The organism is Microbacterium sp. NFH-22A-Y (assembly GCF_021401375.1).
In the GTDB taxonomy this organism is placed as follows: Bacteria; Actinomycetota; Actinomycetes; order Actinomycetales; family Microbacteriaceae; genus Microbacterium; species Microbacterium hominis.
In genome coordinates, this window is record NZ_JACBGF010000001.1 from 523,136 (window position 1) to 536,286 (window position 13,151).

Consider the following 13,151-nt stretch of genomic DNA (forward strand, 5'->3'; position numbering starts at 1 on the left):
AGCATGACAAGCACCAAGAAGATCGCGCGCGTGGTCGCGATCGGAGCCACCGCGCTCCTGATCGGCAGCGGCCTCGCGGCCTGCGCCGGCGGCAACAGCTCGAGCAGCACCGACGCCGGCAGCGCCTCGTCGATCGACGAGGCCCTCAAGGCCGGCGGCGAGCTCACCTACTGGACGTGGACCCCCTCCGCCAAGGACCAGGTCGCCGCGTTCGAGAAGGCGTACCCGAACGTCAAGGTGAACCTCGTCAACACGGGCGGCGCCAACGACAACAACACGAAGCTGCAGAACGCGATCTCCGCCGGCTCGGGCATCCCCGACGTCGTGCAGATCGAGTACCAGTCGCTTCCGCAGTTCCAGCTCTCCGGTTCGCTGCTGGACCTCACGGCCTACGGCTTCGGCGACCTGGAGAAGGACTACACCGCCTCGACGTGGGGCGCGGTCTCGCAGAACGGCGGCATCTGGGGCCTGCCGCAGGACTCGGGCCCCATGGCCCTGTTCTACAACAAGGAGGTGTTCGACCAGTTCGGTATCTCCGTGCCCAAGACGTGGGACGAGTTCGTCGCCGCCGGTGAGCAGCTGCACGCGGCCGACCCGACGAAGTACATCACCAACGACCAGGGCACCGACGCCGGCTTCGGCACCTCGATGATCTGGCAGGCGGGCGGGCGTCCGTTCAAGACCGACGGCGAGAACGTCACGATCGACCTCGGCGACGCCGGAGCCAAGAAGTGGACCGCCGTCTGGGACAAGCTGCTGCAGAACGGCTCGCTCGGCAACATCCCCGGCTGGAGCGACGAGTGGTTCCAGGCTCTCGGTGACGGCACGATCGCGTCGCTGCCGATCGGCGCCTGGATGCCGGGTGTGCTCGAGGCCAACGTCCCCGGTGGCAAGGGCAAGTGGGCCGTCGCGCCCATGCCGACCTACGACGGCACCCCGGTGACCGCCGAGAACGGCGGCTCGTCCGAGGTCGTCATGAAGGGCTCGAAGAACCAGGCGCTGGCCGCCGGCTTCCTCAAGTGGCTCAACAACTCGCAGGACTCGATCGACGTCTTCCTCCAGTCGGGCGGCTTCCCCGCCACGACGGCCGACCTCGAGTCGAGCGCGTTCCTCAACACGACCTCCGACTACTTCGGCGGTCAGAAGATCAACGAGGTGCTCGTGGATGCGGCCAAGTCGGTCGGCACCGGCTGGCAGTACCTGCCGTGGCAGTCGTACGCGAACAGCATCTACGCCGACACCGTCGGCAAGGCCTACCTGAACAAGACGTCCATCGCGGACGGTCTGACGGCCTGGCAGGACAAGAACGTGTCGTACGGCACCGACCAAGGCTTCAGCGTCAACAAGTAAGCCCATCGCACGACCCGCGGCGGTGGGGTGGTCCCGATCACCCCACCGCCGCGGCTGTGAACGACAGTGACTGAGAGGCCCGCATGGCTACCGGCTCCTTCCGCATCGGTGAGAACGACTTCCTGCTCGACGACGAGCCGTTTCGGGTGCTCAGCGGCGCCCTCCACTACTTCCGCGTCCACCCCGATCAGTGGGCCGACCGCATCCGGGCCGCGCGCCTGATGGGTCTGAACACGATCGAGACCTACGTGCCGTGGAACGAGCACGAGCCCGAGCCCGGGGTGTTCCTCAGCGACGGCGCGCTCGACCTCGCGCGCTTCCTCGACCTCGTCGCGGCCGAAGGGCTGCGCGCCATCGTGCGTCCCGGCCCCTACATCTGCGCCGAATGGGACGGCGGGGGACTTCCCGCGTGGCTCTTCCGCGACGGCGACATCGGGGTGCGCTCTGCCGACCCGCGATTCTTGGCGCCGGTCACCCGCTTCCTCGACCGCGTGCTCGAAATCGTCGTGCCCCGCCAGATCGACCGCGGCGGCCCGGTGATCCTCCTGCAGGTCGAGAACGAGTACGGCGCGTACGGCGAGTTCACGGCGGGTGAGCGCGAGGAGTACCTGCGGGCCCTGCGCGACGTCTACCTCGCCGCCGGCGTGAGCGTGCCGCTGACCAGCGTCGACCAGCCCACCGACGAGATGCTCTCCCGCGGGAGCCTGCCCGAGCTGAACCGCACGGGATCGTTCGGCGGCAACGTCGCCGAACGCCTCGCGGTCCTGCGCACCCACCAGCCGACGGGGCCCCTGATGTGCTCCGAGTTCTGGTGCGGCTGGTTCGACTACTGGGGATCGTTCCACCGGACCTCCTCCACGGCGGCATCCGTCGCCTCGCTGGAGGCGCTGCTGGCGGCGGGCGCCTCGGTGAACATCTACATGTTCCACGGCGGCACCAACTTCGGTCTGACCAACGGCGCCAACGACAAGGGCGTGTTCGAGCCGACCGTCACGAGCTACGACTACGACGCCCCGCTGGACGAGGCGGGCCGGCCCACCGAGAAGTTCTGGGCCTTCCGCGAGGTGATCGCGCGGTACGCGCCCGTGCCCGACGTCGCCGACGGCGACCTGCCGGCGCCCCTCGCCGCGGCGCCCGCGTCGGTGCCACTGGAGCCGGTCTGCGCGCTGGACGCCGTGCTGGCCGATGTCGAGGTGCAGCGACGGGGCCACGCCCCCACGATGGACGAGCTGGGGATCGCGCGCGGGTTCCTGCGCTACGAGACGCGTCTCGCCCACGGCGACGCGCCCGTCGTCCTCGCGATCGGCGAGGTGCGCGACCGCGCGTGGGTGAGCCTGGACGGCGTCCCGGTCGGGGCCCTCTCGCGCGACCGCCGCGAGCGCACCCTCGTGCTCCCGCGCGGCACGGGCGTGCTCGGCATCCTCGTCGAAGACCAGGGGCGCGTGAACTACGGTCCCCGCATCGGCGAGCACAAGGGACTGATCGGACCCGTCACCGTCGGCGGCGCCGCGCCCGCCGCGTGGGACGCGGTCGTGGTGCCGTGGGAGCAGCTGCCGGCGCGCGCCGCCGACGCGGCCGCCGCGGACGGCGCACCGGTCGCCGGAGCCGCGGTGTTCCGCGCGGTCGTCGAGCTGGACGCCGCCCGCGATCTCGTGCTCGATCTGCGCGCGCTCGGCACGGGCCTCGTCTGGATCGACGACGTCTGCCTGGGACGGTTCTGGCAGACCGGGCCGCAGCACTCGCTGTTCGTGCCGGCGCCGCTGACCCGGGCGGGCCGTAACGTGATCACCGTGCTCGATCTGGAGCCGACCGGGGCCGACGTCCTGGCGTTCAGCGACCGGCTGCTGCTCGGGCCTGTCGAGTGGTGAGGCCTGTCGAGTGGTGAGGAGAGAAACCATGACCGCACGTGTGATCGCGTCCGGACCCGTCGGCGAGATCGACCCGCGGGTGTACGGCGGCTTCGTCGAGCACCTCGGCCGGCACATCTACGACGGCATCCACGAGCCCGGCCACCCCGCCGCCGACGAGGAGGGGTTCCGCACCGACGTGATCGCGCTCGTGCAGGAGCTCGGCGTCACGACGATCCGCTATCCCGGCGGCAACTTCGTCTCCGGCTATCGGTGGGAGGACGGCATCGGTCCCCGCGCGGATCGGCCCCGACGGCTGGACCTGGCCTGGCGCTCGACCGAGACGAACCAGGTGGGGCTGCACGAGTTCTCGTCGTGGCTCGAGAAGGTCGGCAGCGAGCTGATGCTGGCGGTCAACCTCGGCACTCGCGACGTCGCGGAGGCGCTCGACCTGCTCGAGTACGCCAACGTGGCCGCCGACACCGCGTGGACCCGCCAGCGCGCCGCGAACGGGCGGGACACGCCCTTCGACGTGCGCATGTGGTGCCTGGGCAACGAGATGGACGGCCCCTGGCAGCTGGGCCACCGTGACGCCGAGGACTACGGCAAGCTCGCCGCGCGCGCGGCGAAGGCGATGAGGATGCTCGATCCGACGATCGAGCTCGTCGCGTGCGGCTCGTCGGCGCGCGACATGCCGACGTTCGGGCAGTGGGAGCGTGAGGTGCTGCGCCACACGTTCGACGACGTCGACTTCATCTCGTGCCACGCCTACTACCAGGAGCGCAACGGCCAGGCGCAGGAGTTCCTGGTGTCGGCCGTGGACACCGACCTGTTCGTGCGCGAGGTCGTCGCCGCGGCCGACGAGGTCGCCGCGGAACGCGGCTCGGACAAGCGGATCATGCTCTCGTTCGACGAGTGGAACGTCTGGTACCAGTTCGCCGACGACGGCACCAAGGCGGGCGACCTCGTGCCCGACGGCTGGCCGGTCGCGCCGCGCCTGCTGGAGGACGAGTACAACGTGATGGATGCCGTCGTCGTGGGCGACCTGCTCATCACGCTGCTGCAGCACGCCGACCGCGTGCGCTCCGCATCGCTCGCCCAGCTCGTGAACGTCATCGCGCCGATCATGACCGAGCCCGGCGGCCCCGCCTGGCGGCAGACCACGTTCTACCCGTTCTCGCTCACGTCGCGGCTCGGTCGCGGCACGGCGCGCCGGCTCGAGCTCGAGGGGGCGCCGCGCGTGCAGAGCACCCGCTTCGGCGACGTCTCCGCGGTGAACGCCGTCGCGACCACGGATGCCGAGGGCACGAGCGTGTTCCTCGTGAACCGGTCGGTGGCGGAGGCGGCGGACATCGAGATCGACCTGGGGGAGATGGACGCGGCATCCCTGTCGCTCGTCGAGTCGTGGGTGATCACCGACCCCGACTACCGTGCCTCCAACACCCTCGCCGACCCGGACCGGGTGACCCCGCGGCCGCTGGAGATCACCCGCGCGGGCGACCTGCTGCGTGTCGCCCTGCCGCCCGTGGCGTGGGCGGTCGTCCGCCTCGGGGACTGACACCGCGTTTCGACTCCGCGCTGCGCTCAACGACCGGGAGATCCGTACTCCCGGTCGTTGAGCGAGCGCCGGTCGTTGAGCGAGCGCCGGTCGTTGAGCGAGCGCAGCGAGTCGAAACGCAGAGTCGAAACGCAGAGTCGAAACGCAGAGTCGAAACGCCGCGCGACCCGCGCTGTCAGTGCGCGGCGCGGCGGGCTTCCCAGCCGGTGCGCACCATCTCGTCGACGGTGTAGCGGTTCGCCCAGTCGAGGTCGCGCGCGGCCAGCTCGCCCGTCGCGACGATGCGGTCGGGGTCGCCGGGGCGGCGCGGGCCGATCCGCGGCGTGAAGTCGATGCCGGTCACCCGTGCCACGGCATCCATGATCTCGCGTACGCTCAGGCCGTTCTGGGAGCCGAGGTTGTACGCGGCCTCGATGGGCGCGCCCGCCTCGAGGCGCTGCGCCGCCACGACGTGGGCCGCGGCGATGTCGCCGACGTGCACGTAGTCGCGCACGTTCGTCCCGTCGGGGGTGTCGTAGTCGTCGCCGTTGATCTGCGGCGTCTCGCCCGCGATCAGCTTCTCGAACACGATCGGGAAGAGGTTGTGCGGGCTCGTGTCGTACACCGACGGGTCGGCCGAGCCGACGACGTTGAAGTAGCGCAGCGAGGTGTGCCGCAGCGGGTGCGCGTCGGAGGCCGTCGCGACGCCCTGGTCGCGCAGCAGCCACTCGCCGATCAGCTTCGACTCGCCGTACGGCGACGCCGGACGCTTGGGCAGATCCTCGGTCACGAGCGGCACGTCGGGGGTGCCGTACACCGCGGCCGACGACGAGAAGACGATGTTGTGGACACCGGCATCCGCCATGGCCGCCAGGACCAGCCGCGTGCCCTCGACGTTCTGCTCGTAGGTGTGCAGGGGGCGCTGCACCGAGACGCCCGCGTACTTGAACCCGGCGACGTGGATGACGCCGGTGACGCCGTGCTGGCGCATGGTGTCGACCAGCAGGTCGCGGTGCAGGATCGTGCCCTCGATGAACGGCACGCCCTCCGGCACGAACGACGCGTGGCCGCTCGAGAGGTCGTCCACGACGATCGGGGCGATGCCCGCCGCCTGCAGCGCGCGCACCACGTGCGCACCGATGTATCCCGCTCCGCCGGTCACAAGCCACGTCATGGCTCCATCCTGCCCGATGCCGGAGGCGGCCGATGACCGCCGGGGCGGCCGCCGCGTAGCATCGGCCCATGACCCGCCTCGTCGTCGCCCCCGACAGCTTCAAGGGCACCATCACCGCGGCGCGGGCGGCGGCCGCGATCCGTGACGGATGGCTGTCGGTGCGGCCGGCCGACGAGGTCGTGCTGCGGCCGATGGCCGACGGGGGAGAGGGCACGCTGGACGCGTTCGCCGCCGCGGTGCCCGGTTCGCGGCGGATGCCGGTCGACGTCACGGCGCCGTGGGAGGGCGGACCGGTCGCGGCGAGCTGGCTGCGGCTTCCGGCGACGCCGGACGCGCCGTCCGGCACCGGCGTGGTCGAGCTGGCCTCGACGGCCGGGATCGAGCTCTTCGGCGACCGCCGCGATCCGTGGCGGGCCTCGACGGCGGGCTTCGGCGACGCGATCGCGGCCGCACTGGATGCCGGGGTCTCGCGCCTCGTGCTCGCGATCGGCTCCAGCGCGTCGACGGACGGCGGCGCCGGGCTGCTGCGGGCGCTCGGCGCGCGGTTCCGGGCGGACGCGTCCGTGGTCGAGGCCCCCCGGCTCGGCGCCGGGCACCTGCCGCTGCTGCGGGGTGTCGAGCTCGCGGGGCTCCGTGCCCTCCCGCCCGGCGGCGCCCTGGTGCTCACCGACGTGTCGGCGCCCCTGTGCGGACCGACGGGGGCGGCGCGCGTGTACGGTCCGCAGAAGGGCGTCGCCGCCGACCGGCTCGCCGAGCTCGACGCCATCCTCGCCCGCTACGCCACGCTGTTCGACGTCGATCCCGCGACGCCCGGTGCCGGCGCGGCGGGCGGAACGGGGTTCGCCCTGCTCGTCTGGGGCGCCGCGCTGGCGCCCGGGGCGCTCGAGGTCGCCCGCCTCATCGGGCTCGAGGACGCCGTCGCGAACGCCGACGTCGTCGTCACGGGCGAGGGCACCTTCGACGGTCAGTCGGCCGCCGGCAAGGCTCCCGCGCACGTGTCGGACGTGGCCGCCGCGCTCGGCGTGCCGGCGGCGCTCGTCGCCGGGCGCATCGACCCCGACGCGGACACGACGGCCTTCGCGGCATCCGTCTCGCTCACCGAGCTCGCGCGCCGCGCCGGAGCCCCCGACCCGGCCGGGGCCGCCCTGGCCGATCCCGTCCTGTGGCTGCGCGCGGCGGGCGCGGAGCTGGCCCGCGCCCTCTCCTGACCCGGCGCGACGCCGGCACGACGCACGGACGTCATCGATGTTGACGTCAACATCGGCAATCCTCTAGGCTTGTCCCAGCCATGTTAACGTCAACATGCATTGGCTCCCCGGTCGCGACGACGCGATACAGAGAGGAATCCCCCACGATGAAGTCCCCCGGCCTGATCGCCCTCGCCGCCGTGACCGCCCTCGGCGTCACCGGTCTCGTGGCGCCGCTCGCGGCGCCGGAACCGGCCGTCGCGGCATCCGCCGTCACCATCACCCCGAACCCCGCCTACGCGTCCGAGGCCTTCGAAGGGTGGGGCACGAGCCTCGTCTGGTTCGCCAACGCGACCGGCGGCTATCCCGAGCAGGTGCGCCAGGACCTGCTCGAGAAGGTCTTCGGCGAAGACGGCCTCAACCTCAACATCGCCCGCTACAACATCGGCGGCGGCAACGCCACCGACGTGCCGTCGTACCTGCGGCCGGGCGGGGCCGTGGACGGATGGTGGAACCCCGACCTGAACGCCAGCGACGCGTCCGGGCCCATCACCTCCACCTACGCCGACCGCGCCCGTTACGCCGCGGCCTGGAACCCCGACGACCCCGACGCCTTCGACTGGAACGCCGACTCGACACAGCGCTGGTGGATCGAGGCGCTGAAGGACAAGATCACGAAGTGGGAGGCCTTCAGCAACTCGCCCCCGTACTTCCTCACGCAGAGCGGCTACGTCTCCGGCGGCATCAACAACGCCACCTCCGAGCAGCTCGCCCCCGCCGACATGGACAAGTTCGCGGGCTACCTCGTCAAGGTCGTCGAGCACCTCGAGGAGACCTACGGCATCCAGTTCGACTCGCTCGACCCCTTCAACGAGCCGAACACGAACTACTGGGGCACCACGATCCCGCAGGGTGCGACGTGGCCGAGCTCCGCGAGCCGCCAGGAGGGCGCGCACATCGGTCCGCAGCGACAGGACCAGATGATCCAGGCGCTCGCCGCGCGCCTCGCCGCCCCCGGCACCACGACCGACGTCCCGATCTCGGCCATGGACGAGACCAACCCCTCGACGTTCGTGACGAACTGGAACGGCTGGTCGCAGACCTCTCGCGACGAGGTCTCCCAGCTCAACGTCCACACCTACGGCACGTCCAACCGCACGATGGTGCGCGACATCGCCAAGACCTCCGACAAGCCGCTGTGGATGAGCGAGGTCGAGGGCAACTGGGACAGCTCGAACGCCGGCTTCAACCAGACCAACATCGACAACGGCCTGGGCATGGCCGGTCACATGATCGACGACCTGCGCGAGCTCGAGCCGCGCGCCTGGGTGTTCTGGCAGCCCGTCGAGGACCTGTACAACATGCAGAAGGTCGAGAAGACCAACTGGGGCAGCGTCTTCATCGACTTCGACTGCAACGCGCAGAACCAGTCCGCCCGACGCCTCGCCGACGGTGACGCCGACGCGTCCTGCAAGGTGCTGACGAACGCGAAGTACAACACGATCCGCAACTTCACGCACTACATCCGGCCCGGCGATCACATCGTCCCGACCAACGACACCCAGACCACGGCGGCCGTGACGGCGGCGGGCGACGGTGTGAACCTCGTGCACGTGAACACCGAGGCATCCGCCCGCACGGTGCGCCTGGACCTGTCGAACTTCGGCCAGATCGCTCCCGGTGCCAAGGTCACCCCGATCGTGACGACGCAGTCGCCGGCGGATGCGGTCGAGCAGAACGCGCTCGTGCGCGGAAGCGACGTCGCGATCGACCCCCTCACCCGCACGGCCACGCTGACGGTGCCGGCCAAGTCGGTCACCACGTTCGTGGTGTCGGGCGTCTCCGGCGTCGCGGCGGCCGCGCCGGCCGTGAAGGACGGCGCGACCTACCAGCTGCTGGGGACCCAGAGCGGCAAGGCGCTCACGGTGCAGAACGCCGCGCTGACGATCCGCAGCTCCGCGACGACGGCGGATGCCGCGACGGCGCAGACCTGGACGGCGGTCTCCCTCAGCGGTGCCGGCACCGATCGCCAGCGGGTGCTGCTGCGCTCGGGCGACGGGCGCTATCTCGCCTCGTCGGGCACCTCCCTGACCCTCGCGACCGAGAGTGCCGAGCAGGCGGCGGCCGATCCGGCCGCGCAGTGGGTGCCGAACACCCTCGACGGTCGGAGCTACTCCTTCCTGAACGTCGCGAGCACCCGGGTGCTCGACGTCAACGGCGGGGGCACCTCCGACGGCACGAGCGTGGGGCTCTGGACCTCCAACAACGGCGCCAACCAGTCGTGGACCCTCGCGCCGACCGCGATCGACACCGTCGCGAACGTGACGGTCACGACGGAGGCGGGCGTGGCTCCCACCCTCCCGGGCACGGTGCAGGTCCGCTACCTCGGCGGCCTCACGCGCACCGCCGCGGTGACCTGGGACCTCTCCGGACACGACTGGTCCGCCGGGACGACCGAGGTCGCCGGCAGCGGCACCGACCTGTTCGGCGCACCGTTCACCGCCCGCGCGCTCGTCGACGTCGGCGCCTTCACCGCGGCCGTGCCGGTCTCGCTCACCACCTACGCGGGAACCACGCTCGACGCCGTGTCGGCGGCGGCGCCGCCGACCGTGCCCCTGGAGGTGCGTACGGGCGGCGCGACGGTGGCCGCACCGGTCACGTGGTCGTGGGATGCCGTGACGGATGCCGAGCTGGCCGCGCCCGGTACCGTGCGCGTGCCGGGAACCGTGGCCGTGCCCGGAGGCGGCACGCTCGACGCCGTGCTGACGGTCATCGTGACGACGCCCACCGAGAAGAACGTCGCCCCGACGAGCACGCCCACCGCCACCTACACGGAGAGCGGCTACCCGGCCACGCGCACGATCAACGGCGTGACGACCGACAAGGGCTGGTCGAACTGGCGCGGCGGCACGCTCAACGCCTCCGACACCCTCACCTACGCCCTGTCCGCTCCGACGCCCGTCACCCACGTGAAGGTCTACTTCAAGCGGGACGGCGGCACGTCGTGGGCTCAGACGATGCACATCGACCACCGCCTCGGCACCGGGGAGTGGGTGATCGGCGACACGATCACGGTCGGCACTCCGGCGACCGGCGATCCGCAGGTCGACGTCCCCGTCGATGCGGCCTCGGCCGACCAGGTGCGCGTGGTGATGAACGCGTATCCGAACACGCACCTCATCGTCTCGGAGGTGGAGATCTACGCCCCGGCCGCCTCGCCGTCGGAGGTCGCCGACCTCGCGCGACTGACCGTCGGGTCGGCGTCGGTGAAGGACTTCTCCGCCGACACGACCGCGTACGAGGTCGCCGTCGCGGGCTCTGCGTGGCCGGTGGTCTCCGCGACCGCGGTCGACCAGGACGCGAGCGTCCGCGTCGTCCAGCCCGGCGACGGGCAGGGGACGGCCACCGTGACGGTGACCGCGCCCTCCGGTGCGCAGAAGTCGTACACCGTGACCGTCGCGCGTGCGGCCGTGCTCTCGGGCGTGACGATCGGCGGCACGCCGACGGTCGGCGCCGCCCTCAGCGCCGTGCCCGGCACCGTCGACCCCGCCACCGCCGACCTCGCCTACGTCTGGCAGCGCGACGGCGTCGCGATCGACGGGGCGGACGGCGCGCAGTACACCGTGACGACCGACGACGTCGGACACGAGCTGACCGTCGTGGCGACGGCCACCGCGCCCGGCTTCACGGCGGGTACGGCGACCTCGGACGCGGTCACCGGTCAGCCGGGCACCGCCACGCCGACCCCGACGCCGACCGCGACGCCGACGCCGACGCCGACGCCGACCGCGACGCCCGAGCCGACGGGATCGCCCACCGCGAGCCCGTCGCCGTCGGCGACCGCGACGAGCGCACCCGGCACGTCCACGCCGACCGAGGCCGACCTCACGACCGCGCTCGAGGGGCGCATCTCGGGCCCGGCATCCATCGCCGCCGGCAGCACCGTCTCGGTGCAGGTCGGCGCCGATCGGGCGGGCCAGCAGGTCGCCGCGTGGCTGTTCTCGACCCCGCGGGCTCTCGGCGCCGCGACGGTCTCGGCCGCAGGGACGATCCCCGTGACCGTTCCGCTGGACGCGGTCGCCGGTGCGCACCGCCTCGCCGTGACGGATGCCGCGGGCACCGTGATCGGCTGGTACGCCGTCACGGTCACGGCGCCGCCGACCACGCTGGCCACTACCGGTGCGACGGCGCCCTTCGCCCTGGCGCTCACCGTCGCGGTGCTGCTGCTGATCGCGGGAGCCGCCCTCGTGCGGCGTCGGCGCCCGGCGCGCGGCTGAGAACGCCGTGACGACCGCCTGAGCGGCGTCACGGCAGCGGCCCCGCCCTTCCGAGAGGAGGGACGGGGCCGCTGCCGTGTGTGACGCGACGTCAGGCGTCGCGCGACGTCACGAGTCGGCCAGGGCCGCGGAGACGACGGCGCGGGCCTCGGCCTGCACCTCGCGCAGATGCTCCTCACCGCGCAACGACTCGGCGTAGAGCTTGTAGACGTCCTCGGTGCCGGACGGGCGCGCGGCGAACCAGGCGTGCTCGGTCTGCACCTTCAGGCCGCCGATCGCGGCGCCGTTGCCCGGCGCGTGGGACAGCTTCGCGGTGATCGGCTCGCCGGCGAGCTCCGTCGCGGTGACGGCCTCCGGAGCGAGCTTGGACAGCGCCGCCTTCTGTGCGGGGGATGCCGGGGCGTCCACGCGCTGGTAGGCGGACGCACCGAACTCGGCCTCCAGCTCCGCGTAGCGCTGCGACGGGCTCTTGCCGGTGACCGCGATGATCTCGGCGGCGAGCAGGCACAGCAGGATGCCGTCCTTGTCGGTCGTCCAGACGGTGCCGTCGACACGGAGGAAGGACGCCCCCGCCGACTCTTCGCCACCGAACGCCACCGAGCCGTCCAGCAGGCCCGGGACGAACCACTTGAAGCCCACGGGCACCTCGAGCAGGCGCCGACCGAGCGACGCGGCGACCCGGTCGATGATCATCGACGACACGAGCGTCTTGCCGACGGCGGCGTCGGCCGGCCACTGCGGGCGGTGCGCGTACAGATAGTCGATCGCGACGGCGAGGTAGTGGTTCGGGTTCATCAGGCCGGCGTCGGGCGTCACGATGCCGTGCCTGTCGGCATCCGCGTCGTTGCCGGTGAGCACGTCGTACTCGTCGCGGCGGGCGACGAGCGCGGCCATCGCCGAGGGCGACGACGGATCCATGCGGATCTTCTCGTCCCAGTCGAGCGTCATGAAGCGCCACGTCGGGTCGACCTCGGGGTTGACGACCGTGAGGTCGAGGCCGTAGCGCTCGCCGATCAGCGCCCAGTACTCGACGGACGCGCCGCCGAGCGGGTCGGCGCCGATGCGGACGCCGGCGCGGCGGATGGCCTCCACGTCGATGATGTTCGCGAGGTCGGCGACGTAGCCTTCGCGGAAGTCGTAGCTTCCGAGCGTGTCCGCATCGATGTCCTTGAACGGGGTGCGCGCGACCCCGTCCAGGCCCGCGGCGATCAGGGCGTTGGCCCGGTCGGCGATCCACCCGGTGGCATCCGTGTCGGCCGGCCCGCCGTGCGGCGGGTTGTACTTGAAGCCGCCGTCGCGCGGCGGATTGTGCGACGGGGTGACGACGATGCCGTCGGCGCGGCCCGGGTCGTCCAGGGCGCGGCCGCGGTTGTAGGTGAGGATGGCGTGGCTGAGGGCCGGCGTCGGCACCCACGCGTCGCGGGAGTCGATGCGCACGTCGACGCCGTTCGCGACGAGCACCTCCACCGCGGTGCGCTCGGCCGGCAGCGACAGCCCGTGGGTGTCGCGACCGAGGAACAGGGGGCCGGTGATGCCCTGGGCCGCCCGGTAGTCGACGATCGCCTGGGTGGTCGCGAGGATGTGGTCCTCGTTGAAGCTGGTGCTCAGCGACGACCCGCGGTGGCCGCTCGTGCCGAACGCGACGCGCTGTTCGGGAACGGACGGATCGGGTCTGCGGTCGTAATAGGCGGCGATGAGCTCATCGATGTCGATGAGGTCGTAGGCTTCGGCTGGCTGTCCTGCGCGGCTCATGTCCACAGTCTGTCACTGCGGCGGGCC

The 13,151-nt window shown here is 71.9% G+C and carries 7 protein-coding genes; 5 read left to right on the plus strand and 2 right to left on the minus strand.

The window, feature by feature from the left end; all coding sequences use genetic code 11:
* Positions 1-3: 3 nt before the first annotated feature.
* The 3 genes from L0965_RS02355 (at position 4) to L0965_RS02365 (ending at position 4,755) form a co-directional block, all read left to right on the plus strand.
* On the plus strand, positions 4-1,350 hold the full coding sequence (locus L0965_RS02355; protein WP_101305517.1) for a sugar ABC transporter substrate-binding protein: 1,347 nt from the start codon (positions 4-6) through the stop codon (positions 1,348-1,350).
* 83 nt (positions 1,351-1,433) lie between these two features.
* Complete coding sequence (locus L0965_RS02360; RefSeq protein ID WP_101305518.1) at positions 1,434-3,218, plus strand: beta-galactosidase family protein; 1,785 nt, start codon at positions 1,434-1,436, stop codon at positions 3,216-3,218.
* Between the two features lie 28 nt (positions 3,219-3,246).
* Positions 3,247-4,755 (plus strand): alpha-N-arabinofuranosidase, encoded by a 1,509-nt coding sequence (locus L0965_RS02365; RefSeq protein WP_101305519.1) that lies wholly within the window; start codon positions 3,247-3,249, stop codon positions 4,753-4,755.
* 175 nt (positions 4,756-4,930) lie between these two features.
* Here L0965_RS02365 and galE read toward each other — a convergent pair whose 3' ends face one another.
* Positions 4,931-5,908: a UDP-glucose 4-epimerase GalE gene (gene galE / locus L0965_RS02370; RefSeq protein ID WP_101305520.1), complete on the minus strand. Its 978-nt coding sequence runs from the start codon at positions 5,906-5,908 to the stop codon at positions 4,931-4,933.
* Between the two features lie 68 nt (positions 5,909-5,976).
* Here galE and L0965_RS02375 point away from each other — a divergent pair, with 68 nt between their 5' ends.
* A complete protein-coding gene (locus L0965_RS02375) occupies positions 5,977-7,116 on the plus strand; it encodes a glycerate kinase (RefSeq protein ID WP_101305521.1) in 1,140 nt (379 codons plus the stop codon).
* A 146-nt stretch (positions 7,117-7,262) separates the two neighbouring features.
* Entirely contained in the window at positions 7,263-11,372 is a 4,110-nt protein-coding gene (locus L0965_RS02380) for an RICIN domain-containing protein (protein WP_101305522.1), read from the plus strand.
* 108 nt (positions 11,373-11,480) lie between these two features.
* Here L0965_RS02380 and pgm read toward each other — a convergent pair whose 3' ends face one another.
* A complete protein-coding gene (pgm, locus tag L0965_RS02385; protein ID WP_101307152.1) occupies positions 11,481-13,124 on the minus strand; it encodes a phosphoglucomutase (alpha-D-glucose-1,6-bisphosphate-dependent) in 1,644 nt (547 codons plus the stop codon).
* Positions 13,125-13,151: the final 27 nt, after the last annotated feature.

Coding starts and splice junctions, on each gene's coding strand:
- L0965_RS02355 (WP_101305517.1), top strand. CDS start 4: ATGACAAGCACCAAGAAGATCGCGCGCGTGGTCGCGATCGGAGCCACC.
- L0965_RS02360 (WP_101305518.1), top strand. CDS start 1,434: ATGGCTACCGGCTCCTTCCGCATCGGTGAGAACGACTTCCTGCTCGAC.
- L0965_RS02365 (WP_101305519.1), top strand. CDS start 3,247: ATGACCGCACGTGTGATCGCGTCCGGACCCGTCGGCGAGATCGACCCG.
- galE (WP_101305520.1), bottom strand. CDS start 5,908: ATGACGTGGCTTGTGACCGGCGGAGCGGGATACATCGGTGCGCACGTG.
- L0965_RS02375 (WP_101305521.1), top strand. CDS start 5,977: ATGACCCGCCTCGTCGTCGCCCCCGACAGCTTCAAGGGCACCATCACC.
- L0965_RS02380 (WP_101305522.1), top strand. CDS start 7,263: ATGAAGTCCCCCGGCCTGATCGCCCTCGCCGCCGTGACCGCCCTCGGC.
- pgm (WP_101307152.1), bottom strand. CDS start 13,124: ATGAGCCGCGCAGGACAGCCAGCCGAAGCCTACGACCTCATCGACATC.